This window comes from Pseudomonas sp. 01L34 (assembly GCF_056400265.1).
This window is the reverse complement of record NZ_JBFTSX010000001.1, coordinates 880,107-902,758: the sequence shown is the minus strand read 5'-3', so window position 1 is coordinate 902,758 and position 22,652 is coordinate 880,107. Positions and strand designations below refer to the sequence as shown.

The 22,652-nt window shown below is 60.5% G+C and carries 23 protein-coding genes; 11 read left to right on the top strand and 12 right to left on the bottom strand.

The features are described 5' to 3' along the window. Nucleotides 1-62: 62 nt before the first annotated feature. Complete coding sequence (locus AC1DQM_RS04005) at nucleotides 63-569, top strand: DinB family protein (RefSeq protein WP_018928975.1); 507 nt, start codon at nucleotides 63-65, stop codon at nucleotides 567-569. A gap of 203 nt (nucleotides 570-772) precedes the next feature. Here the strand turns inward: AC1DQM_RS04005 and AC1DQM_RS04000 are convergent, their stop codons facing one another. After that, nucleotides 773-2,167, bottom strand: a complete 1,395-nt coding sequence (locus AC1DQM_RS04000) for a sensor histidine kinase (RefSeq protein ID WP_018928976.1) — start codon at nucleotides 2,165-2,167, stop codon at nucleotides 773-775. After that, a complete protein-coding gene (locus AC1DQM_RS03995; protein ID WP_018928977.1) occupies nucleotides 2,145-2,828 on the bottom strand; it encodes a response regulator transcription factor in 684 nt (227 codons plus the stop codon). The genes AC1DQM_RS04000 and AC1DQM_RS03995 overlap by 23 nt, the downstream gene beginning before the upstream one ends. Nucleotides 2,829-2,988: 160 nt before the next feature. Here AC1DQM_RS03995 and AC1DQM_RS03990 point away from each other — a divergent pair, with 160 nt between their 5' ends. The 5 genes from AC1DQM_RS03990 (at nucleotide 2,989) to hcnC (ending at nucleotide 7,844) form a co-directional block, all read left to right on the top strand. Then, on the top strand, nucleotides 2,989-3,309 hold the full coding sequence (locus AC1DQM_RS03990; RefSeq protein WP_018928978.1) for a YdcA family protein: 321 nt from the start codon (nucleotides 2,989-2,991) through the stop codon (nucleotides 3,307-3,309). A gap of 182 nt (nucleotides 3,310-3,491) precedes the next feature. After that, the gene (locus tag AC1DQM_RS03985) at nucleotides 3,492-4,442 is read left to right on the top strand and encodes a hypothetical protein (RefSeq protein WP_230139128.1); all 951 of its coding nucleotides are present in this window, start codon (nucleotides 3,492-3,494) and stop codon (nucleotides 4,440-4,442) included. Nucleotides 4,443-4,871: 429 nt separating this feature from the next. Then, nucleotides 4,872-5,186, top strand: coding sequence for a (2Fe-2S)-binding protein (locus AC1DQM_RS03980; protein ID WP_018928979.1), 315 nt, complete (start codon nucleotides 4,872-4,874; stop codon nucleotides 5,184-5,186). After that, nucleotides 5,183-6,592 carry a cyanide-forming glycine dehydrogenase subunit HcnB gene (gene hcnB / locus AC1DQM_RS03975; protein WP_230139129.1) on the top strand — a complete coding sequence of 470 codons (1,410 nt, stop codon included), beginning with the start codon at nucleotides 5,183-5,185 and terminating at the stop codon, nucleotides 6,590-6,592. Before AC1DQM_RS03980 ends, hcnB begins: the two co-directional genes overlap by 4 nt. After that, a complete protein-coding gene (gene hcnC, locus AC1DQM_RS03970; protein WP_230139130.1) occupies nucleotides 6,585-7,844 on the top strand; it encodes a cyanide-forming glycine dehydrogenase subunit HcnC in 1,260 nt (419 codons plus the stop codon). The genes hcnB and hcnC overlap by 8 nt, the downstream gene beginning before the upstream one ends. Nucleotides 7,845-7,895: 51 nt before the next feature. Here hcnC and AC1DQM_RS03965 read toward each other — a convergent pair whose 3' ends face one another. The 8 genes from AC1DQM_RS03965 to AC1DQM_RS03930 all read right to left on the bottom strand — a co-directional run bounded on the left by AC1DQM_RS03965 (nucleotide 7,896) and on the right by AC1DQM_RS03930 (nucleotide 16,266). Beyond that, nucleotides 7,896-8,765, bottom strand: coding sequence for an isocitrate lyase/PEP mutase family protein (locus AC1DQM_RS03965; RefSeq protein WP_230139131.1), 870 nt, complete (start codon nucleotides 8,763-8,765; stop codon nucleotides 7,896-7,898). 300 nt (nucleotides 8,766-9,065) lie between these two features. Beyond that, nucleotides 9,066-10,100 carry an arginine N-succinyltransferase gene (gene astA, locus AC1DQM_RS03960; protein ID WP_230139132.1) on the bottom strand — a complete coding sequence of 345 codons (1,035 nt, stop codon included), beginning with the start codon at nucleotides 10,098-10,100 and terminating at the stop codon, nucleotides 9,066-9,068. 61 nt (nucleotides 10,101-10,161) lie between these two features. Continuing rightward, complete coding sequence (locus AC1DQM_RS03955; protein ID WP_230139133.1) at nucleotides 10,162-11,178, bottom strand: arginine N-succinyltransferase; 1,017 nt, start codon at nucleotides 11,176-11,178, stop codon at nucleotides 10,162-10,164. Nucleotides 11,179-11,297: 119 nt separating this feature from the next. Further along, on the bottom strand, nucleotides 11,298-12,647 hold the full coding sequence (locus tag AC1DQM_RS03950; protein ID WP_086945596.1) for an APC family permease: 1,350 nt from the start codon (nucleotides 12,645-12,647) through the stop codon (nucleotides 11,298-11,300). Between the two features lie 53 nt (nucleotides 12,648-12,700). Beyond that, nucleotides 12,701-13,453, bottom strand: coding sequence for an N-formylglutamate amidohydrolase (locus tag AC1DQM_RS03945; RefSeq protein WP_230139134.1), 753 nt, complete (start codon nucleotides 13,451-13,453; stop codon nucleotides 12,701-12,703). Further along, nucleotides 13,437-14,768 carry a type I glutamate--ammonia ligase gene (locus AC1DQM_RS03940; protein WP_230139135.1) on the bottom strand — a complete coding sequence of 444 codons (1,332 nt, stop codon included), beginning with the start codon at nucleotides 14,766-14,768 and terminating at the stop codon, nucleotides 13,437-13,439. The genes AC1DQM_RS03945 and AC1DQM_RS03940 overlap by 17 nt, the downstream gene beginning before the upstream one ends. After that, nucleotides 14,765-15,409 carry a cysteine hydrolase family protein gene (locus AC1DQM_RS03935; protein ID WP_064617612.1) on the bottom strand — a complete coding sequence of 215 codons (645 nt, stop codon included), beginning with the start codon at nucleotides 15,407-15,409 and terminating at the stop codon, nucleotides 14,765-14,767. The genes AC1DQM_RS03940 and AC1DQM_RS03935 overlap by 4 nt, the downstream gene beginning before the upstream one ends. A gap of 2 nt (nucleotides 15,410-15,411) precedes the next feature. Further along, nucleotides 15,412-16,266, bottom strand: a complete 855-nt coding sequence (locus AC1DQM_RS03930) for a MurR/RpiR family transcriptional regulator (protein ID WP_018928989.1) — start codon at nucleotides 16,264-16,266, stop codon at nucleotides 15,412-15,414. A 514-nt stretch (nucleotides 16,267-16,780) separates the two neighbouring features. Here AC1DQM_RS03930 and AC1DQM_RS03925 point away from each other — a divergent pair. Together AC1DQM_RS03925 and cobF are read left to right on the top strand one after the other, a co-directional pair. Beyond that, a complete protein-coding gene (locus AC1DQM_RS03925) occupies nucleotides 16,781-17,353 on the top strand; it encodes a histidine phosphatase family protein (protein WP_230139136.1) in 573 nt (190 codons plus the stop codon). After that, nucleotides 17,353-18,108, top strand: coding sequence for a precorrin-6A synthase (deacetylating) (cobF, locus tag AC1DQM_RS03920; protein ID WP_230139138.1), 756 nt, complete (start codon nucleotides 17,353-17,355; stop codon nucleotides 18,106-18,108). The genes AC1DQM_RS03925 and cobF overlap by 1 nt, the downstream gene beginning before the upstream one ends. Nucleotides 18,109-18,126: 18 nt before the next feature. Here cobF and AC1DQM_RS03915 read toward each other — a convergent pair whose 3' ends face one another. Next, the gene (locus AC1DQM_RS03915; protein WP_019651636.1) at nucleotides 18,127-19,350 is read right to left on the bottom strand and encodes a DUF3422 domain-containing protein; all 1,224 of its coding nucleotides are present in this window, start codon (nucleotides 19,348-19,350) and stop codon (nucleotides 18,127-18,129) included. Nucleotides 19,351-19,609: 259 nt separating this feature from the next. On the opposite strand from AC1DQM_RS03915, the gene AC1DQM_RS03910 reads away from it, so the two are divergent. The 3 genes from AC1DQM_RS03910 (at nucleotide 19,610) to AC1DQM_RS03900 (ending at nucleotide 21,632) form a co-directional block, all read left to right on the top strand. After that, nucleotides 19,610-20,497, top strand: a complete 888-nt coding sequence (locus tag AC1DQM_RS03910; RefSeq protein WP_230139139.1) for a universal stress protein — start codon at nucleotides 19,610-19,612, stop codon at nucleotides 20,495-20,497. Nucleotides 20,498-20,546: 49 nt separating this feature from the next. Then, the gene (locus AC1DQM_RS03905) at nucleotides 20,547-21,227 is read left to right on the top strand and encodes a phosphoribosyltransferase (protein WP_230139140.1); all 681 of its coding nucleotides are present in this window, start codon (nucleotides 20,547-20,549) and stop codon (nucleotides 21,225-21,227) included. Nucleotides 21,228-21,302: 75 nt separating this feature from the next. After that, on the top strand, nucleotides 21,303-21,632 hold the full coding sequence (locus AC1DQM_RS03900) for a hypothetical protein (protein ID WP_111453226.1): 330 nt from the start codon (nucleotides 21,303-21,305) through the stop codon (nucleotides 21,630-21,632). A gap of 120 nt (nucleotides 21,633-21,752) precedes the next feature. On the opposite strand, the gene AC1DQM_RS03895 is transcribed toward AC1DQM_RS03900, so the two are convergent. Beyond that, nucleotides 21,753-22,433, bottom strand: coding sequence for a glutathione S-transferase family protein (locus AC1DQM_RS03895; protein ID WP_138867451.1), 681 nt, complete (start codon nucleotides 22,431-22,433; stop codon nucleotides 21,753-21,755). Between the last annotated feature and the right edge of the window lie 219 nt (nucleotides 22,434-22,652).

Genomic DNA, 22,652 nt, shown 5'->3' with positions numbered 1-22,652 from the left:
AGGCTGCAACCAGCTGCGAGGACTATTCTTGGCAATGCGCCCATCGCCATGGGAGATCTCTGATGATCAACGTACGCACTGCCCGCATGCTCGCCGATTACAAGCGCTGGGCCGATCAGCGACTCTTCGACAGCCTCATGGCGCTGCCACCTGAGGAACTCAATCGCAAACGGGTGTCGGTGTTCAATAACATGATCGGCGCCTTGAACCACACCTATGTGGTGGATTGCATCTGGCAAGCTCATCTGGAGGGCCGGGGGCACGACTTCAAGACCTCCCATGGCCTGCTCCATACCGAGCTCGCCGAGTTGCGAATGGCGCAACAGGAGATTGATCAATGGTTCTGTGGCTGGAGCTCGGCCCAGACCGAGGAGTCGCTGGATAAACCCATCGAATTCACCTCCATGTCGGGGGAAAGCGGGGTCATGAGTGCCGGCGCCATGCTGTTGCATGTGGTCAACCACGCCAGCTATCACCGGGGCTGGGTGATCCAGATGTACTTCGACATTCCGGCCATACCGCCGATCACCGACCTGTCAGAGTTTTTGCGCGAGGTTCCGGGGTATTGAGTCGAGCCCTGGCCCGATAACAGCATAAATCCGCTGTGGAAAGTGCCCCTGTGGCGAGGGGGCTTGCCCCCGTTGGGTTGCGAAGCAGCCCCAGAATCTCTGATGTACCAAAGATCTCGTGAGCGCTACGCACTCAAACGGGGGCAAGCCCCCCTCGCCACAGGGCCGCTCTCACATTGATCTTCTTTGTTATGGAGATTGGGTCAAGCCTGGGGAATCAGGTTCTGCCGGCAATCGAGCACCAACCGCGCACCCCCTAACTCACTGCTGTCCACCTCCAGCGTAAACCCATGCAGGCTGGCAATCGCGGCTACGATCGACAGGCCCAGCCCGAATCCGCTTTGCGGGTTGCCGCCTTCGGCGCGATAGAAACGCTGAAACACCGCCTCGCGCTCGGCCGGCGCAATCCCGGGGCCGGAGTCGAGCACTTCAATGCGCGTGTGCCCCGCGTCATTCACCCCACGCAAAATCACCTGGCCACCCGGCGGGGTGAATTTGATCGAGTTGCTCAGCAAATTCGCCACGGCTTCAAACAGCAGAGCGCGGTCGCCGTTGAGCCCGGGCAAGGATTCGGGCATTTGCAGTTCAAAGGTCAGTTCGCCTTCTTCCGCCAGCGGCAGATAAAAGTCATGCAACTCCCGCAGCAACGGCACCGGGTCCAGTCGCACGAACCCCGAACGGCGCTGACGATCCTCCAGCTCGGAAATCCGCAACAAGCCACGGAAACGCGCCATCAAGGTGTCCGCCTCGCCGAGCACCGAATCCAGTTGCACGGCCAGCGTCGAGCCTTCATCGGCCTGCTGCTGAATCCGGTACAGCTGCGCCCGCAGACGAGTGAGCGGCGTGCGCAGGTCATGGGCGATGTTGTCGCACACGCCCTTGACCTCATGCATCAAGCGCTCGATGCGTTCGAGCATGGCGTTGACGATGGCGGCGAGCATGTCCAGTTCGTCACGGCGATTGGACAACGGCAGGCGTCGGGTCAGGTCGCCGGCGACGATGGCTTCGGCGCTGGCCTGGATCGCCCGGATCCGCCGCAGCGGGCGCCGTCTCAATAAATGCCAGCCGGCGATGCCCGGCAAAATCGTCAGCGACACGCCCCACAACAGCGCATGCAGGATGATCCGGGTCACGGCAAACAACGAACCGTTGTCCCGCACCAGCACCAGCCAGCGGCCGTCCAGGGTTCGGGTCGCGACGGCGTCGCAGCTGTCGGCGGGCAGGGTCGGGTCGTCGGATTCGGCGCAATCGCCGAGCATGTGAATTTTGCCGTCCAGCGGCAGTTCTTCGGGGATCTGGCGCAAGGCGCCGCTGAGGTAGCGCTGCTGGTCATCGAACAGGCCATAGGCATCGATGCCGCGAATGTCGAAGGTCATGCTGGCGGCGAGGGCATCCACCAGTTGCTCGCCCTGGAAGCGTGAAAACAGATGCTGACGTTGCATCAGCGAGTGTTTGGCGAGGGTGTCGAGGTAGTTGGACACCTCGTAATACATGACCCCCATGAGAATCGCGCTCCAGGCGACGAACAGCGAACTGTAAAGCGCCAGCAAACGGCTGCTGGAGGAACGCCAGCCTTTAGAGGGGTTCAGCAATGACATAACCCGAGCCTCGCACGGTCCGAATCAGTGGGGCTTTGCCTGGCGGGTCGATTTTCTTGCGCAGACGGCCGATGTGCACGTCGATCAGGTTGGTGCCGGGGTCGAAGTGATAACCCCATACTTCTTCGAAAATCATCATCCGCGACAGAATCTGCCCGGTGTTGCGCATCAGAAATTCCAGCAACTTGTACTCGGTGGGCAACAGCGTCAGCAACTGGCTGTCGCGGCTGGCCTCATGGCTGATCAGGTTCAGCTCCAGATCGGCCACGCGCAACGTGGTGGCCTGGGCGGTCACGGTGTTCTGCCGGCGCAGCAAGACTTCGACCCGGGCGGCCATTTCATCGGTGGCGAATGGTTTGGTCAGGTAATCGTCGCCGCCGGCGCGCAAGCCACGCACGCGTTCATCGACGTCGGAGAGGGCGCTGATCATCAGAATCGGCGTGGCCACGCCCATGGTGCGCAAGGTGGTGACAATCGCCAGGCCATCGAGCTCCGGCAGCATGCGATCGAGGGTGATCAGGTCGTAGTCGCCGCTGACGGCGCGCTCCAGGCCTTCGCGGCCATTGTCGACCCAATCCACTTCGAGGCCGTGGCTGCTCAGTTCGGCGACGATTTCCCGGGCGGTCACGGCGTCGTCTTCGATGGTCAAAATACGGGTCATAGGGCTTGCCTGATAATCGGTTCAATACGAAGTTGAGGCATTTTGCCAAGAATTACATGCGGCTGATTAAATTAACTTTCATGTGGTCTCGTGAGGCTGGTCGCAACATTGATATCATCCAGCCATGACTCTAAATGGAAGCTGCACTGTGCGCACTTTAATGGTTCGTGGCTGGATGCCAATATTTGTGCTGTTGTGCCTGTTCGGTTCATCCGCCTGGGCTGCCAATACGCCGTGTTCGGGGAAGAAGGGCGGTATTGATCGTTGCGACGGCGATCTGTTCCTGTGCAATGACGGCTCCATCAGCGGTTCGAAGAAAAGCTGTTCGGCGATGTTTGGCACTAAAAGCCAGGCGCGGCCGCAGACGCTGTTACAGGAAACCGATGGCTGCGCCTGCGGTACCGGTACGTTCTGCACCGGGCCCAGAGGCGGGGTGTATTGCCTGACGCCCAGCGGCAACAAGAGTTACAAGCGCAAGTAGTTCGGTTGGCGCAATGCATAAAACCCGCCGCCAGCGTCGGCTCCTTGCAAAGTGCATGGTCCTGAGAAGTTCATTGTTTTCAACTTATTGAAATTCAAAGATTTATTTAAGTAGTGCGACTGGCACGCTGTCTGCAACGGCTCCTTTGACGAGTTGTAACAACTGCCTGGAGTACAACAACAATGAATAGATCCCCCGATGGTTTTTATCCTGTCGCCGAAGAGTCCAGCACACTATCGGGCGTCTCGTGGCCCGCAATCTTCGCCGGGGCCGCAGCGGCCGCGGCGTTGTCGCTGATCCTCGTACTGCTCGGTTTTGGCCTGGGTTTCACGGCGGTCTCGCCGTGGGCCAATGAAGGTATGAGTGCCAAGGGCCTGGGTATTTCGACGATTGTCTGGCTGGCCTTTACACAAATCGTGGCGTCCGGTCTCGGCGGTTACATCGCCGGCCGCTTGCGGGTGAAGTGGGCGTTCATGCACGGCGATGAGGTTTATTTCCGTGACACGGCCCATGGCTTCCTGGCCTGGTGTGTGGCGACGCTGGTGACCGCGACCCTGGTGGTCGGTTCGGTCAGTAGCGTCGTCAGCGGTGGTGTGCGGGCCGGGGCAGTGGTCGCCGGCGGTGCCGCCAGCGCCATGACCCAGGCTGCCGGCAGCGCTATCGGCAATCCCGCGAATGATCCGTACGGTTACTTCATCGACAGTCTGTTTCGCGATGACCGCCCGGTGGCTGTCAGTGATGACGCCACCCACGGCACCGTCACCCGCATCTTCGCGCGCAGCCTGAGCAACGACGGTCAACTGGCCACCGAAGATCGGGCTTATCTGGCGCAATGGGTGGCCCAGCGGACCAACCTCACGCAAGCAGACGCCGAGCGTCGTGTCGATGAAGTGTATGCCCGCACTCAAAAAGCCGCGGCCGACGCCAAACTGGCCGCGCAACAAGCGGCTGACACCGCCGCGAAAGTAGCGGCATGGACGGCGTTGTGGATGTTCATCGCGCTGTTGGCCGGTGCGTTTTTCGCCAGCCTCGCCGCGACCTTCGGCGGTCGTCGCCGGGATGCCGTTGAGTATCTGGAAGCCGACGCCTATGTGACCACCACCACGACCACGACGCTACCACCTGTTCGCTAACCCAGGAGAACCCCCATGCGCTCATTACTGCTGTTCTTTCTCGGCGTTCCGATCCCGATCATCATTCTGATTGCCTTGTTCATGCACTGATCCCTTCGAGGCATTTGGCCTCTGCCGCTTCTGCCTCCGGTAGAAGCGGCGTTTTACTTTTTTTGCGCTGCGGGCGGCGAAGACGGTGTTCGCAGATTAGTTCGTCGGCTCAGGTGTTTTCACTGGCCTGGATCAATATTTCCTTCGGCGATATTTCCTAACATAAAAAGATCCAGCCCCATCTCGCGGTATTGACTACATTGCTTGGACGCGCAGCTGATGCGTTGTCGAAGTACCAGTGCAGACCTTCTCGTTGTTATTAGTCAGGTGGCCCGCAAGGTGTAGTGCAGCATGGAGCTGAAGAATCTCACCTGAACCTTTCACGGATGAACAATCGCAATGCAACGCATAAACCGAACCTTCGATATCCAGCCACTGGTGCGGGCGGATATGACTGTGTGCATCAATGGCCAGACTGTCAGCGCCGCCATCGGCGAAACCGTCCTGACGGTCATTCAGTCACTGGGCATTCGCCAGGTGGCCCGTAACGATCACGATCAAATCAGCGGTGCCTATTGCGGCATGGGCGTGTGCCAATGCTGCCTGGTGAAAATCGATGGGCGCCACAAACGGCGTGCCTGCCAGACGATCGTGCGTGAGGGCATGCGCATCGAAACCCGGGTCAACCGTATCGCCGGGCAGGAGGTTTTATGAGCCTGCAACCGGTGATCGTCGGCGGCGGGCCGGCGGGTATGGCCGCGGCCATTGAACTGGCGCGCCATGGTGTGCGTTGTACCTTGCTCGAAGAGGCTTCGCGTCTTGGCGGGGTGGTCTATCGCGGCCCCTTGCGCGATAACGTGCAACTGGATTACCTGGGGCCACGCTATTCGGAAGTGCTGGCCAAACTGCATGGAGAATTCCACGAGCAGTCGGGCCTGATCGACGTGCGCTTGAACCACCGCGTGGTCGGCGCCGAAGGCACCCGGGCGTTGGTGGTGCTGGACATCAACGAGCATTTGCAGGAGGTCGAATACCCGCAGCTGCTGTTGGCTGCTGGTTGCCATGAGCGCAGCGTACCGTTCCCCGGCTGGACCTTGCCTGGGGTGATTCTGCTGGGTGGTTTGCAACTGCAAATCAAGAGCGGCGTTGTTCAACCCCAGGGGCCGGTGGTGATTGCCGGCACCGGTCCGCTGTTGCCGCTGGTGGCCTGCCAGCTACACGCTTCGGGGGTGAGCGTCGCTGGGGTCTACGAGGCGTGCGGGTTCGGCAAGATCGCCCGGGAAAGCCTCGCGCTATTGAACAAGCCGCAGTTGTTCCTCGACGGTTTGAGCATGCTCGCGTACCTGAAACTGCACGGCATTCCCATGCACTATGGCTGGGGCGTGGTCGACGCACAGGGCGAGGATGAGTTGAGTTCGGTGACTGTCGCGCCGTACTCCAGCACCTGGGAGCCAGACCTGAGCCGCGCTGAACGGATTGCCGCGCAGACCCTGGCGGTCGGCTATGGCTTCATTCCTCGCACCCAACTCAGCCAGCAAATGGGCCTGGACCATGGCTTCAGCGATGACGGCTACCTGCGGGCCAGCGCCAATGTCTGGCAGCAAAGCAGCGAACCCCATGTGCATCTGGCCGGTGACATGGGCGGAATTCGCGGAGGCGAGGCGGCCATGCTCGCGGGACGAATCGCAGCAGTGTCGATCCTGCTGCAACGTGACGTGCTGGACGCGGAGTTGGCGCGGGTCAGACGTGACCGCTACCTGTCGAAACTCAAGTCCATCGTGCGCTTTCGCGCCGCCGTCGACCGTTACACCGAACGCGGTGCCGGGCAGACCGCATTGCCGGTCGCCGACACGGTGATTTGCCGCTGTGAGCACGCGACCCGCGCCGACATCGATCGGGCGCTGGAGCAGGGTGTGCAAGACCTGGCCAGCCTGAAAATGCGCACCCGCGTGAGCATGGGCGACTGTCAGGGGCGGATGTGCGTCGGTTATTGCACCGACCGTTTGCGCGAAGCCACCGGGCGGCAAGATGTGGGCTGGTTGCGACCGCGCTTTCCCGTCGACCCGATTCCTTTTTCAGCATTCCAGTCTGTCGGCACGGAGGCTGCAAGCCATGAGTAAGTTCTACGACGTGATCATCGCCGGCGGCGGTGTGATCGGGGCGTCCTGCGCCTATCAGTTATCCAAGCGCAAACACCTGAAAGTCGCGCTGATCGACGCCAAGCGACCCGGCAACGCGACCCGTGCTTCGGCCGGTGGCTTGTGGGCGATCGGTGAGTCGGTGGGCTTGGGCTGCGGGGTGATTTTCTTCCGCATGATGTCGGCCAATCGCAAGCGCGAAGCCCAGGGCGCGGCGGTGGCGGTGGACTCCAGCACGCCGCATATCCTGCCGCAGTCGTTCTTCGATTTCGCCTTGCAGTCCAACGCGATGTACCCGGATTTGCACCGGGAGCTGCAGGACAATCACGGGATGGATTTCAAGTTCGAGAAGACCGGCTTGAAATTCGTGATCTACGACGATGAAGACCGGCTCTACGCCGAGCACATCGTGGCGTGCATTCCGCACCTGGCGGATCAGGTGCGCTGGCTCGATCAAGCGGCACTGCGCGAAGCCGAGCCAAGTGTCAGCCATGAGGCGAGGGGGGCGCTGGAGTTTCTCTGCGACCATCAGGTCAGCCCGTTCCGCCTGGCCGATGCGTACACCGAAGGCGCGCGGCAAAACGGTGTGGACCTGTACTTCAACACCAACGTCACCGGGGTGCTGCATCACGGCTCGCAGGTCACTGGCGTGCAGACCTCCGAGGCCGGTGTGTTCCGTTGCGATACGCTGATCAACGCTGCGGGTGCGTGGGCCGCCGACCTCAGCGAGCAGGCCACCGGCATTCGCATCCCGGTGAAACCGGTGAAGGGCCAGATCCTGCTGACCGAGCGCATGCCGAAGATCCTGCGCGGTTGCCTGACCACCAGCGACTGTTACGTGGCGCAGAAAGACAATGGCGAAATCCTGATCGGCAGCACCACCGAAGACAAAGGTTTTGACGTGACTACCACCTACCCGGAAATCAGCAGCCTGGTGCAAGGCGCAGTGCGCTGCATTCCGGCGCTCGCCGACATCAACCTGAAACGTTGCTGGGCCGGGTTACGTCCTGGTTCGCCGGACGAACTGCCGATTCTCGGGCCGATGAAAGGCGTGCAGGGTTACCTCAATGCCTGCGGACATTTCCGCACCGGCATCCTGACCTCGGCGATTACCGGCGTGGTGCTGGACAAACTGGTGAATAACGAGCCGTTGCCGCTGGATATCACACCGTTTCTGGCGGATCGGTTTGAAGTGACGCCGGAGGTCGAATCGAAAGAAGCGCACATGGCTTGACCTCAACCTCATCACGGACGCGCGAGCGCTGTGGTGAGGGCGCTTGTGCCGTCACTCTTTAACGCTCATGAACTCCTTGGCCCAACGAATGTAGTCCTCCGGCTGCGTATAGGTATGCGTCAGTTCGGTGGCGTTCAGGTCGGAGGCCTGGGTGAAAATCTGGCGTTGTTCGCGCAGGCTGTCGTAAGTGGCTTTGATGGCGGCGAAGTAGGCGCCATGGCCGTCGATGGTGACTCGCACGCCCAATTCGGCCAGGCGTTTGTCGTCGCGCAGCAACGGGTTGCCGTAGGTGACCAGCATCAGCGGTACGCTCAGGTGTTCGGCGATCTGTTCCAGATGATCGAAATCCTGCACGCCCACCATGCAAATCCCGTCGGCCCCGGCCTGTTGGTAATGCTGGGTGCGGCTGATGATTTCCTGGACCGGCAGGATCCCTGCGTTGGTGCGGGCGATGATCGCCATTTCCGAGTCGACCCGGGCTTCCAGCGCCGCGCGGATCTTGCCGATACCTTCGGCGACCGTGATCAGGTCGGTGGACTTGCGACCGAATTGCGCCGGCAGCAGGGTGTCTTCAATGGTCAGGGCGGCCACGCCGGCGCGTTCGAGTTCGACGATGGTGCGCATGACATTGAGCGCGTTGCCGTAGCCGTGGTCGGCGTCGGCAATGACCGGCAATTGCGCCACTCGACCGATGCGGGTGGCCTGTTCGGCGAACTCACTGAGGGTGATCAACGCAAAATCGGGGGCGCCCAATACCTGCAACGACGCCACCGAACCACCCAGGATTCCCACCTCAAAACCCAGGTCGGCGGCGATGCGTGCCGACATCGGATCGAAGACCGAGGCGGTGTGGTAGCAGGTGTTGGATGAGAGCAGTTGGCGGAAATTACGGCGTAAATCTTGGTGAGAAAGCCTGGACATACGAGTTCCACCATATAAAGGAATGGAAGGGCTTGAGCAAAAGTGTCAACGCCGAAGGAACAAAAGGCTATCACGCGGGCGGGTAAAGGATGATGACGAATTTTTTTGGCAAGGGCACATCATCTGGATTGACACCAATGCTGGTCTTCACGCGATCCTTTGTAGCAGCTGCCGAAGGCTGCGTTCGAGTGCGAAGCGCTCGCCATCAGATCAGAAGTCATGCGCAAATCAGCGATCAGTCTGAAAGACCGAATTGGCAGGTGTTACGACTGCTACGCAGGCTTCGCCAGCGGCTACAGCTCACGCCGCTACCGCTTGCTGCTGTTGGTTGCGCAGCGGCACCGCGCGTACCGAGCTGCCGGGTTGCAATTGCAGGCGTTTGGCGGTGAGGCGGTCGACCACCAGGCTATTGCCCACCAGCCGCGCCCGGGCGGTGGTGATGCGGCAGTTTTCCAGGCGACGGTTGTGGATCAGCCATACCGGGGCCTGGTCGTCGGGCGTGCCGATGGCCAGCACCAGTGATTGGCTGTCGCGCACCGCGCGGATTCTCGACACCGGGGCTTCGATCACCGGGCCTGCGTCGAAGATGTCGATGTAACCCTTATGGGCAAACCCCTCGGCGGTGAGGATCTTCAGCGCCGGTTCGGTGTTGGGGTGGGGCTTGCCGATCACCGCCTGGGCCTGTTCGGTGAGCAGGCAGGTGTAGAGCGGCTGGCGCGGCATCAGTTCGGCGATGAACGCTTTGCTGCCCAGCCCCGACAAGTGATCGGCATGGCTGAAATCCATCTTGAAGAAGTGCCGGCCCAGGCTGTCCCAGAACGGTGAGCAGCCATGTTCGTCGGCACTGCCGCGCAGTTCGGCGATGAGCTTGTCGCCGAACAGCTGGGGGAATTCGGCAACGAACAGCAGCCCCCCCAGCGACAGCAATCGACCATTGCTGCCATAACGTTGATCGTGTCGCAGAAACAACGAGCAGATTTCCGATTGCCCGGTCATTTCGTTGTTGAGGAACAACGTGGGGATCTGGCGCTGAATGCCCAGGTCCGGCGATGAACTGACCGTGAGCCCGACCCGGTAGTTGTACCAGGGCTCACGCAGACCGACGGCCCCGATCAGGGCACTGACGCCGACCACTTGCTGATCATCGTCTTCGAGCACAAACAGGTAGTCGGCATCCGCGCGCTCGACCTGCTTGGCGAAAGTCCGCTGGGCCCAGCGCACCCGGTGGGTCAGGCGCTCTTCGTTGGCCGGCAGGGTAGTGAACCCGGGGCCGGCCCGTTGTACCAAATCCAGTAAAGCGGGCAGGTCGGTCATTTGAACCGGGCGCAAAATCATGATGCAGCTCCTTCTTCGCGCCTGCTCGGGCGCTGTCGTTGGGCTCGGGGCCGGTTGCCGCTCACAGGGCGATCAGCCGGATTGCACTGGCGTCGGTCACGTTCAAGGCCGCGCACATCTCGGCGCTCAAGGCGATAGGTTGCCCGGCGCTGTAGTCCAGCTCGGCGACGATGGCGCGGTAGCCCTTCAACGAATCGTTGCTCACCAGGTAACTGCCACGGGCGTCGATGGGCGAGCCCGTCTGCACCGTGCCGGCCTGGCTCTGGGCGATGGAACGAATGCTTGAGGTGCGGGCGTACAGCGTCGGGCCGCCGTCGAACAGGTCGATGTAGCTGTTGGTCTCGAAGCCTTCGCGCTCCAGAATGTCGAAGGCCTCCTGGCCATCGGGGTGGATCCGGCCGATGCAATCTTGCGCAGCCTGCGACAGCATCGGCACGTAGATCGGGTATTGCGGCATCAATTCTGCGAGGAATGTCCGGCTCTGCAGGCCGCAAAGCCGCTCGGCCTCGACGTAAGGCAAATCGAAGAAATGCTTGCCCAGCGCATCCCAGAACGGCGATTGCCCCTGTTCGTCGCTGTAACCGACGAGCTCGGTGATCACCGCTTCGGCAAAACGTGCCGGGTGGGCGGCGATGAACAGCAGTCGCGCCCGGGACAGCAACTCGGAAAATGGCGTGCGCTCCAGTGCCGAGTCGATATGGAAACCGCGCAGCAAAGAGTGACCGCTGAGGTCTTGGCACAACGACAACGCCGGCACCCCATGCTCGATGTTCAGCTCCCGTGAGGCGCTGGTGAAATGGCGGTTGCGCAAACTGTAGAACGGTTCGCCGAACCCGGCGGTGGCGAGCACTTCCGAGCAGCCGACCAGACGGCGAGTCGTCAGGTTTTCCAGCACGAAGAAATAGTTCTCCGGGCCTTGGCCCTGGACGTCTTTTTCGAACGAAGCACAGGAATCGAGAATTTTCTCCCTCAGGCGTTCGGTGTCGTCCGGCAAGGACGTGACCCCCACCAGACTGTCGCGCGCCAGCTGCTGCAACTGGGGCAGGTCGGTTAACTCGACTGGACGTAAGACCAGCATGGACATACTCCTGTATCAAATGGTTCGGCGGCTTGCACCGAACCTGACTATCACTGTCGGTTTCCACGCGTTAAATCGGCAGTCGCCTGAAATCATGTCAGACGTTGCTCTTTTTCTTGTCAGCCGTTGCTTGGGTCGGGCAGTGCGGTGCTGGCACCCAGTTTGTTGAGGAAGAACAGATAGACCAGGCCCAGGGCAATCCAGATCAGGCCGAGTTTCTGCGCATCGACGCCCATGTTGTACATGATGGCCGCGACGATGATGAAGCCGATGACCGGGCAGATCAGGTGACGGATCACCTGGCCGGATTGCTGCCGGCGCCAGTAGTAGTTGATCACGGTCAGGTGCAGCAGCATGAAGCCGCTCAGGGCGCCGAAGTTCACCAGGGAGGTGAGGGTGTCCACCGAGTTGATGAACAGGTAGCAGATCACCAGCGACAGCACCGCCACCAGATAAATGCTCAAGTACGGTGTGTTGTGTTTCGGGTGCACTTTGGCCAGCACTTTTGGCAGTTTGCCGTCTCGGGCCATGCCGAACAGCAGTCGCGAAACCGCCGCTTGGGAGGTGATGGCGACCGCCACACCCCAGGCCAGCGCGGTGGCCACGGCGGTCAGGGTGGCCAGCCAGCTACCGGCGGCGATTTCGGCGATTTCATAGAACGCGGTGTCGGCGGACTTGAAGCCCAGGCCGGCGGCCAGGTCGGTGGCGATCCAGGTCTGCACGACGAAGATCACGCCCATCACCAGCAGCGTAATCAGCGCAGCCTTGCCGACACTGCGGCCCGGATCACCCTTGATCTCTTCGGCGAGGGTGGAAATGGCATCGAAACCGAGGAACGACAGCACCGCAATCGACACCGCTTGCATCAGCAGGGCGAAGTTGAAGGTTTCGGGGTTGTACAGCGGCGCCAGGGTCAGCTGACCGTTACCGCCGCCACTGTGCAAGGCAGTCCAGGCGTAGAACAGGAAGATCCCCAGCACCACCAGTTGCGCCAGCAGGAAGATGATGTTCATCCGCGCGGTGAAGGTGATGCCCCGCAGGTTGACGAAGGTGGCGCTGGCTAGAAAAGCCAGGATGAAGCCGACTTTCGGGATGTCCGGGTACAAATGATTCAGCGCCATCGCCGCGTATACGTAGAGCAGCGGCGGAATCAGCAGGTAATCGAGCAGCATCAACCAGCCGGCGATAAACCCGACATGTTGGTTGAGGCCGCGTTGTGCGTAGGAATACACCGAGCCCGCCACCGGAAAGGCCCGGGCCATGCTGCCGTAACTGAGGGCGGTGAACAGCATCGCCACCATGCCGATGATGTAGGCCAGCGGCACCATGCCGGGTGCTTCGGCGTTGACGTAACCATACACGCCGAACGGAGCGATGGGGATCATGAAGATCATCCCGTACACCACCAGGTCGGTCAGTGACAGGCTACGTTTCAACTCTTGCCTGTAGCCGAATTCTTCAATGTCCATGAAGCCGTTCTCCTTGATATAAGCAGCTACACGCTGCGAGTTTGAAGCTTTTGCTATAGCAGCGGCGCCAGATAGTCGGTCCAGCGACTGACGTCCTCAGAGGTGCGCAGCAGGTCGTTGCGCACCTCGATCAGCACCGAGTCCAGCCCGCGTGCATCGCCGTGAACCGGTACGGTCATGTCACCCAGCGGATCGACTTTGTATGGCTGATTACCGGCGACTTTCAATGGGTGCCGGCTCAGGCCGTCGATCATTCGCTGGGCGTACTCCGTGGCCTGGCCGTACAACACACCGACTTCCAGCGGTCGTGGCTGGCCGTAATATATCGGCGTGAAACTGTGAATCCCCACCACTCGAACCGGTTTATTTTGCTCCACACGGGCGTCGATCAAGGTTTGCAGGCGTGCATGAAACGGTTTGAACAGGCAGTGCCGGCGGTATTCACGGGTGGCCTCATCCAGATCGCGATTGCCCGGCACCTGATAAATCTCGCTCTGCAACGGAATGCTGTCCGGCGCGTGGCGCGGGCGGTTGAGGTCGATCAACAGCCGCGAATAGTTGGCCGCCAACAGGGTCGCGCCCAGCGCTTCGGCCAAACCCTCGGCCAGTGCCAGGGCGCCGATGTCCCAGGCGATGTGTTCGCGGGCGGCCTCGTCGCTCAGGCCCAGGTCGTTTAACCCGTCCGGGATAAAACGACTGGCGTGTTCACACACCAGAATCAGCGGGTGCTCGGAAGCTTCCCGGCTCAGGGTGTAGGCAGGCCGGGTGTAGAGGCCCAGTTCGGCGGATTCAGTACAGGCGCGCATAGTGCTCACAGAGGTCGGCGGGCGAGAGCTGCTCCGTCAGCGTCAGTTCCTCGGTTTTCAGGGCGAAGTAGGTGTCCAGTAACGCGCTCGGCAGGGCTTCGATCAGCGCCTCGTTGTTGCGCAGGCAATCCAGTGCCCGGGACAGCGACGCGGGCAGGGCGACGATGCCGCGGGCCTGGCGTTGCTCTTCGCTCAGGGAGTCAGGGATTTCATCGGTGATGGCGTTCAACGCCAGGCGCTGCTCGATACCCAGGCGCCCGGCGATCAGCAATGCAGCCATGGCCAGGTGCGGTGAGGCGGTGGCGTCCATGGCACGAAATTCCAGGTTGTACTGCATCGCCACGGATTTGCCGCCCAGGCTGACGGTCGGGCAAATCCGCAGCGCCGCTTCGCGGTTGCGTTGGCCGAGGCAGGCGTAGGAAGCGCTCCAGTGATGGGGCTGCAAGCGTTCATAGGAAACCGGCGTTGGCGCGGTGAACGCACAGAGCGCCGGCAAGTAATGCAGAACGCCGGCGGCCCAATGCTGGCCGAGGGTCGACAGGCCGTTGGCGGTGCCAGCGTCATACATCACCGGTTGGCCGGCCATGTCTTGCAGGCTCACGTGCAAATGCACGCCGTTGCACACGGCATGCTCGGCCGTCTTGGGGGCGAAACTCAGGTTGAGGCCCATTTGCCGGGCAATCTCACGGGTGATCTCGCGCACGTTCACCGCGCGGTCGGCGGCGGCGACACCAAGGGCCGGGCGGCAGGTGATTTCGTATTGGTGCTTGCCGTATTCCGGCAGGAACATTTCCGGTTCGACGCCGCCGGCTCGCAGTGCACTGAGCAGCCAGCCGCCGAATTCGGCGCCTTGGCGCTGGGCTTCCAGAGAGAACGCCAGGTGCTCCGCCGCGCCGCTGTCGAGGTTGAATTCGTGTTCGAACGCGGCGTTGATCTGCAAACCCAACTCGTCGCGATAGCGCTCCACTTCGTTGCGCAACAGCGTACGAGGGCAGGCGCCCCACGGACGGCCATCGGTTTCGCGAATGTCGCCGTGAATGAAGTCCAGCGCCGGGGCGTCGGCATCCGGGCCGTTGTTGACGGTCACCCGGCTGCTCAAGTCTGGAATCAGCCGTAAATCCCCATAAGCGCCCCAAGGGTTGCTGGCGGCGATGATGTCTTGCGGGGTCAGGGCGCTATTGGCCGGCACCCAGCCGCAACCGGCCACTTGATAGGCATCGAGTTCGTCGGTGGGGAAGGAACGGCCGCGTGTCACGCCGATCAGGTCGGTGGTGACAATGGTGGTCATGGGCAGGGGTGACAGGCGTTCGCTCATGGCTGCATCTCCTGCAACCGGCCAAGCACAGTCTGGGTGTCGGTGATCCAGCAGTAGCCCTTGATGGCGTTCAGGCAGGCGTGATGCCGCTGTTCGGTGTAGGTGGCGCAGGCATCTTCGACCAGCGTTACCAGATAGCCACGGTCGGCGGCGTCGCGCACGGCCATGTCGACGCATTGGTCGGTGACGATGCCGGCGATGATCAGGTGGCGGGTTTCAAGGTTGCGCAGCACGTAGTCAATGCTGGTGGAGTTGAACACCCCGGAAGAGGTCTTGGGCAGCACGATTTCGTTTTCGGTCGGCGTCAGCTCTTCGATGATTTGCGCTTGCGGGCTGCCCTTGGGCAGGTGCATGTCCGAGAGTTTGTGGTCCAGCGAACGGTCGCGGCCATCGGCGGTGAGGCTTTCGATGAGTGTGTGCAACACGTTTTGCCGTGCGCTGCGAAAGGCATCGAGCAGCCTGCGTTGATTGGGCACTACCTGCGTGCGGGCTCGGGTCAGGAAGTAGTCGGCATCCGGCTCGTTGAGGTGTGGGTCGAACTGCGGTTCGAGCCAGGCACGTTGCATGTCCACCAGCAACAGCGCGGTGTGGTCGGCGGCAAACGGCAAGTCCCGGGGCGAATGGTGGGGGAGCATGAACATCCTTATTTATCCTCCAGCAGGTGAGTGTCGAAGTCGGCTCGCAGGGCATCGATGCCTTCCAGGCGATCGGCCAGATCGGGGCTGCGCAGGGTCAGGCAGGCAATCAGTGCTTCAACCTGGGCCAGCGCCGGCACTATCGAGTCGAAGGCCGACGCCGATTCCACCGGTGCGCTGATGATCAGGTCAGCTATTTCCCGCAGCGGTGATGCGTAGATGTCGGTGAACAGCACGACACGCGCATGTCGGCTCTTCGCGGCATTGGCGACCCGCAGGGCCTGGGACTGATAGCGGCGATAGTCGAACACCAGCAATACGTCCTGACGCTGCACGTCAAACAACCGGTCCGGTAACTGGGCGTTGTCTTCCAGGGCGAAACAGCCGGGCCGCAACAGGCGCAGGTGATTGAGCAAATAGTTGGCGAGGAAACTGCTGAAGCGACCGCCAAAGCAGTGGACCTGGTGGCGGGTGTCGAGCAGCCACTCCACCAGAATCCGCACATCTTCGGGCTGGGTCAGCGCCTGGGTTTCTACCAGTGCCCGATGGCTGTCTGCCAGATAATGACTCCAGGGGTCATCTTTCTTGAGTTGGGCGCGGGGCTGCAACAGGGTGCTGGGGGAGCGCAGGCGGTGATCCATGTCACTGAGCAAGGCTTCCTGAAAATCGGCGTAACCGCTGAAACCCAGCTTTTTTACCAGCCGCACGATGGTCGGATCGCTGACACCGGCATGTTCGGCCAAGCGTGACATCGGGCCCAGTCCGTTACGCGGGTACTGGTCCAGCAAGGCACGTATGACTTTGCGTTCCGACGGCGTGAAGTCCAGGCCGGGCTCGGTGATCAGGTCTCTGAGAGGGGGCATCCGGGCTCCTGCTGGATGGGTATGTCGGTTTCATTTCATAAAACGCTAAATTAGTATTTATGTAACGTGTGCTACATGTCTAGTTAATTTTTGTGCGGATTTTGAAAGCACTAAAATGGGGCAAAACCCCCGTGCGTGCGGGGCTGAGTGGATGTCGACAGGCTTTGTAGGACATCGCCCATAGAGGTGTGAGATATCGACCCAGCTCAGGAATAAAATGGGCGTTGTGAGCCCACGCCGTAGCAGCTGCCGAGCTCGCGAGGCTGCGTTCGCTGGTAGCAGCTGTCGAGCCTGCGAGGCTGCGTTCGGCTGCGAAGCAGTCGTAAACCCTGAGTGCACAGTGTGCCTGACGGATCACAGTGCCTGATTTTACGACCGCTACGCGGCCGAACGCAGCCTCGCAGGCTCGGCAGCTGCTACAAGCAAGGCGCCCAGAGTGCGTTTCTTGCGGCACAATGAACCGATTGTTCGCGGCATCGTGCCATCTTTCATCCCATCGACAGAGAGAACCTTCGTGCAGGCAACCCGCTTGACCCTGATTTGCCACGCTCGAACCGTCGCACAGAAACTGGCGCGTTTTCCTACGAATGAACCCGTGGAAATGGATTGGCAATCGGCGAAGGGCTCGCGCTGTCGTCTGTTCAAGCGAGCCCCCCGTTTACTCTGCGGCCCTGAACGGCGGACCCGGCAAACCGCTGAGCTGTTTGGCGACAACGTGGAGATTGTCACGGCACTGGGGGATTGCGATTTCGGACGCTGGAAGGGCACGTCGATCGACGACTTGCAAACATCCGAACCCGAGACGCTTCAGACCTGGCTCAGCGACCCGACGTCGGCGCCCCACGGTGGAGAATCGGTGGCGCAGCTCGGTGAGCGGGTAGCCGCGTGGTTGAAGACCCTTGAGGCGACACCGGAGCATATCGTTGCCATCACCCATCCGTTTGTCATTCGCGCCGCGCTGATGCAGGTGTTGCAGGGTGCGGCGTTCAACCAGATCGACGTCGAACCGTTGTCGGCCATCGAATTGCGGTTCAACGGTCGCTGGCGGCTACGCTTGACGGGCATGGACCCTGAAGGAGCGCTGTGATGAAAAAACTTCTGGTCATTGGTGTCGGCGCCGGCAACCCCGACTACATCACGATGCAGGCGGTGAAGGCGCTGAACCGGGTCGACGTGTTTTTCCTCATGGACAAGGGCCAGAGCAAAGACAAACTGATCGACCTGCGTCGCGAGATCTGCGAGCGCTACATCACCGATCACGACTACCGCTTCGTTGAAGCCAATAGCCCTGAGCGTGAGCGCGGCGATGTGGACTACAACGCCAGCGTTGAAGACCTGAACCGTGCCAAGCAGCAGACGTTCGAGCGGCTGATCGATGAGGAAATGACCGACGACCAGTGCGCCGGTTTTCTGGTGTGGGGCGATCCGGCGTTGTACGACAGCACCATTCGGATCCTGCAGGCGATTCTGGCGTCCGGTCGTTGTCTGTTCGAATTCGAGGTGATCCCTGGCATCACCAGCGTGCAGGCGCTGGCGGCGCAACATAAGGTGCCGCTGAACAGCATCGGCCGCTCGATTGAAATCACCACCGGCCGACGGCTGGCGGCCGGCCAGGTAAGCGATGCCGACAGCCTGGTGGTAATGCTGGATGCGCAAGATGCCTACCATCACGTGGCTGATCAGGAGACAGACATTTACTGGGGGGCCTATCTGGGGACGCCGGATGAAATCCTGATCAGCGGCAAGCTCAAAGACGTGGCCGATGAAATTGAGCGGGTGCGCAAGGCGGCGCGGTTGGCCAACGGGTGGATCATGGATACCTACCTGTTGCGCAAGCCTTGAACGCCGCCAGCCGATCGATCAATGTTCTTTAGCTTTTCTGATCCTGATCAAAATAAACAGCAGGATGCACAGCGCGAGCGGGGTCATGGCCAGCATGGCGTCCCGCGCGGAAATGTCCGCGCCCAGGGTGTGCAGGCCCGAGTAGAACAGCTTGAACAGGCTCAGCAAATAATAGGTGATGGCGATAATCGACAAGCCTTCGACCGCACGCTGGATTTTGATTTGGGTATCGGCGCGAGCGTTCAGGCTGCTCAGGATTTCCGAGTTCTGTTCTTCCATTTCAACCTGCACCCGCGCCTGCAGCAGATCCCCGAGGTTGGCCACGCTTTTGGCCAGCTGCTCCAGGCGCTGTTCGGTGACGTCACAGTACCTGACGGTAGGTTTGAAGCGTCTTTCGATGAAGATCCCGAGTCGCTGGCAATCGCCCACGTGAGTTTCCCTGAGTTCGCCCAAACGCTCGAAAACCAGCTGGGCATACGCTTGGGTGGCGCTGAAGCGGTGTCTAGTTTTCGCGGTGCTGCTGACCACTTGCGCCGACAAACTGGCGATATCAGTCAACAACGCTTTCGCATTGCCGGTATCGGGGCCGGCGTTACGTTCCGAAAGGTTGACCAATGTCTTATCGAAGACGTTGAGCTGAGCGCTCAAGGTTTTCGCGGTGGTAAGGGAAAGCGACGCCATCATGCGGTAGGTTTCGATTTCCAGCAGACGGCGGATCATCCGGCCTTGGCGATAGGCATTCAGGCGCTTGTTGACGAACAGGAAACGGTTAGTGCCGTCCTCGCTCAGGCGAAAATCGCTCCAGACCGTCGCATCGCCACCGCCGATGCATGAGCCGCAAGGGTCTTTGAATCCATAAGCCGACAGATCGCCGGAAAACGACGCATCGTTGCGCACCACAATCTGCACGGCGTTGATCACGTGCTGCATGAAGGGTTCGACGCGGTCCATCAAGGTCTTGGGGGGCTGGCTCCAGTCAGGCTCCTGACTGGAAGAAGGCACCACCAGTGTCAGCGTCAGGAACTCAGCGTGCCGCTCCCACTTCAAGGCATGCCCTTCCAGCCTGGTGATGCCCTGGGCCGCATCCGGGTCGACGGGGCCGGGGCAGCAGCGACTCAGCAGGGTGTCGCATTGCCCGTCATTAGCCAGAAACGCCAGATGAAACACGTGGGCGGGTTCGTCGAAATACAGCGAAGGGCGCGCGTGCAACTCATTGTGCAGGGTCAGTCTTTGCGGGTGCATGCTGTCGAGGCCATGTTGGAGTTGTTTGTTCTTGGGACTGGGTGACCCATTTTCGAGTCACATACAAACCCCCTCGCCACACGAGCCCGGCACCAGATGCACAACACAGTTGTGAACTATTCTTTCCCAAGTGGGCACCTTCCATGACGCCCACAGGGGATTGATATAAATCAAGGCCCAAGAGACTTTAAGGGGGGAGTCTGGGCTGAAGCCGGGTTGTTGGCCTGGCGAAAACACCATCGCTGTCCGGAGTCAGATCATGAGCCAGTATCAACGGTTATTACTGATCATCAACCCGCTCCTGCGCCAGTCTCCCGCGCTCAACCATGCCGCTGCCGTGGCCAAGGCCAGTGGAGCGAGTTTGCATATTGCTGCGCTGATCCCCTCGTTGGACATTCTGTCGTTACTTGAAGAAGGCGACCGGAAAGTGGCTCGGGCGAGCTACCTGCAGGAACACCGCGACTGGCTCAAGGAACAGGCGGAAAAAATGCAGGGCAGGGGGATCGAGGTGACAACCGAGGTCGCCTGGGCCGACAACATGCGCCAGGACATCCTTGATCACGTCACGGAAATGCACCCCGATCTGTTGATCAAGCAAGTCCAGCATGAGCCCGTGCTCAAGCGCGCGTTCTTTACGCCGCTGGACTGGCGATTGTTGCGCCATTGTCCGGTGCCGGTCTATCTGGTGGGCGCCGAAAGCCATGCCTTGCCGCAGAAGGTGGTGGCCGCGGTTGATGTTGTCGATACCGAGCCTTCGAACAGCGAACTCAATGACCGGATCATCCTGCAGGCCTCTACCCTTGCGCTGCAATGCAATGCCGAGTTGCATCTGCTGTACGCATGTGACATCCCGGCCGCTTTTCTGGCGGATCTGGGCGGTGGCCTGACGCTATCGGAGCTTACCCGGGAATTGCGCAAGGACCTGGAAACCTCATTCCTCAAGTTGGCCGCCCGGTTCGGCGTGCCCCCTGAATGCCGGCATTTCATCACGGGGCATCCGGTGTCGGCGCTGAGTGAGTTCGCCCACGAACACCAGATAGATGTGATCGTGATGGGTAGAACACAGTACGGCAGCCTGGAGAAACTGCTCGGCAGCACGACCGAACATATTCTGTATCAGGTGCCTTGCAGCATTCTGGCGGTGTAGTGCGAGCATCCTTGGCGAAGTCGATTTGCCCGTTTCGGGAGGTTTTCAGATGAATCACAGTCCTTCATTGCAAACCATCTTGCATGACCGGGTTGATGCCGGCCGAAGCCTGGTGGAGTCGCTGCTTAAATACGCCAAAAGAGCCGATGTCATCGTCCTGGCCTTGCCCCGTGGCGGCGTACCGGTCGCCTATGAAGTGGCCACGGCCCTGGAGGTTCGCCTGGACCTGATGCTGGTCCGCAAGCTCGGGGTGCCGTCCCACCAGGAATTCGCCATGGGTGCTATCGCCAGCGGTGGTATTCAAATCGTCAATGACGATGCGCTGCGGGCTAACGGCATCGACCAGCGTACGCTCGACGCGGTGGTGGCGAAGGAAACGCAGGAAATGTTGCGTTGCGAGCAGCTATTCCGGGTATCCCGCGGGCCTTTGGCACTCAAGGATCAGGTGGTGATTCTGATCGACGACGGCCTGGCGACAGGGGCCACGATGATGGCTGCGATACAGGCCGTGCGCTTGCAAGCACCATCGCGCATCGTCGTCGCCGTGCCGGTGGCCCCCATGGAAACGGCAGAGGCACTGCGCGACGAAGTGGACGAGCTGATTTGCCCGCTCACCCCCGATTGGCTGGTATCGATCGGCCATTGGTACACGGACTTTACTCAGACGTCGGACCAGGAAGTCATCGATCTTTTACATCGGGCCTGGCAGAGAGAATCAGTGATGAAATGAGGCAAACTGCTGGCCCCCCGATCTCTGGTTCGTTGTCAAACTCGCTTTCTTTTCAGCAGGTTAGGCATTGGCGATATGCGGACTTTGGTATGGATGACTGCAACGTTTGTCCTGGTGGTTATCTCGTTTGGAGCCCAGGCAAAGGAACTGAGCAAGAACTCTCGCTATGTATGCAGCTGGGGCTCGGAAATAGCCGAGGGCGCGCAAGCCTCGAAACTTTCCGGGCTTACGCTTTACGGAGCACGCAAGAAGCTGCAATCGCGCAAGTTTCCCCGGCCGTGGATGCGCATGACGGCCATGGGCATCACGGAGCAAACCTATAACAGCCCTTCGCGTCTCAAGCCTGCCGGCATCAAGCAAACGTATTATGAGCAATGCATCCGGCATGAGTTGGCGCAACGGTAAACCGCCGGTCGCAGGGGCCGTTCCTACGACCCCCATCCCTCCCGCACAGCCTTGCGAATCCCCTTCAGCAACATCGCAAACGCCGGGTTGTCTACGGATCGCATTGCGGCCAATGACTGGTCATGCATTATCCGGCGCCTCACGAAACCGTTGTGCAAGGCGATCCGCAAACGGATAAAACGAAAACCAGGGCCTGGCTTCGTCGATCACACGCAGGAATGACGGTCGCTGTATCAACCGGTCGAAATAGGCGCTCAAGTGCTGGTAGTCGTCGGGGAACGGCACCAGTGTGCAGGCATAGAACAGCGCCGGGGCGGCGGCACAATCGGCCAGGCTGAAGTCCGGGCTGGCCACCCAGATCCTGGACGCCATTCGGCGCTCGAGCATGCCGTACGCCGTCGCAAGTGTGGCCCGTTCCCTGGTCAAATCACCGTTGGTCGCGTGTAGTCGATCACTGACAATCTGTTGGACCGGCGTTTGTAGATAATTGTCGAAAAACCGGTCCCATAAGCGCACCTCCAACGCGGTCTCCCAATCGTCCGGAACCAGGCGCTGTTCACCTGGATACAGGCGATCCAGGTACTCGATGATGACGCTGGACTCCGGCAGATTACGTTGACGAGCATGATCGCGAAGTACCGGGAATTTTCCGATTGGCCACAATGCCTGAAGCTCTGCGCGGTCGGCGGCGTCCGTGAGATCGATGATTCTTCTGTCGAACTTGATGCCGTTTTCGTAAAGCGCGATGAGCACTTTGTGGCAGTACGACGACAGCGGATGGTAGTAAAGCGTTAGCGACATTTTTCAACTCCTTGTTGGGCAGATGAAAAGGGTGGGGCAATCAACAAGCATAGGCTGATGCCGGCGAAGCGTCTGGGCAGATGCTTTCGAGCTTGTGAGCTTGCACACGGGAGAATTCCTGCTTAACTGGAAACCGCTGGTCGGGTTGTGACTCATTGGTCATGGCGTTCATCTCAGCGCCCTTGTACCGTTGTCGCTGGTTTGTGCTGTCAGGCTTGC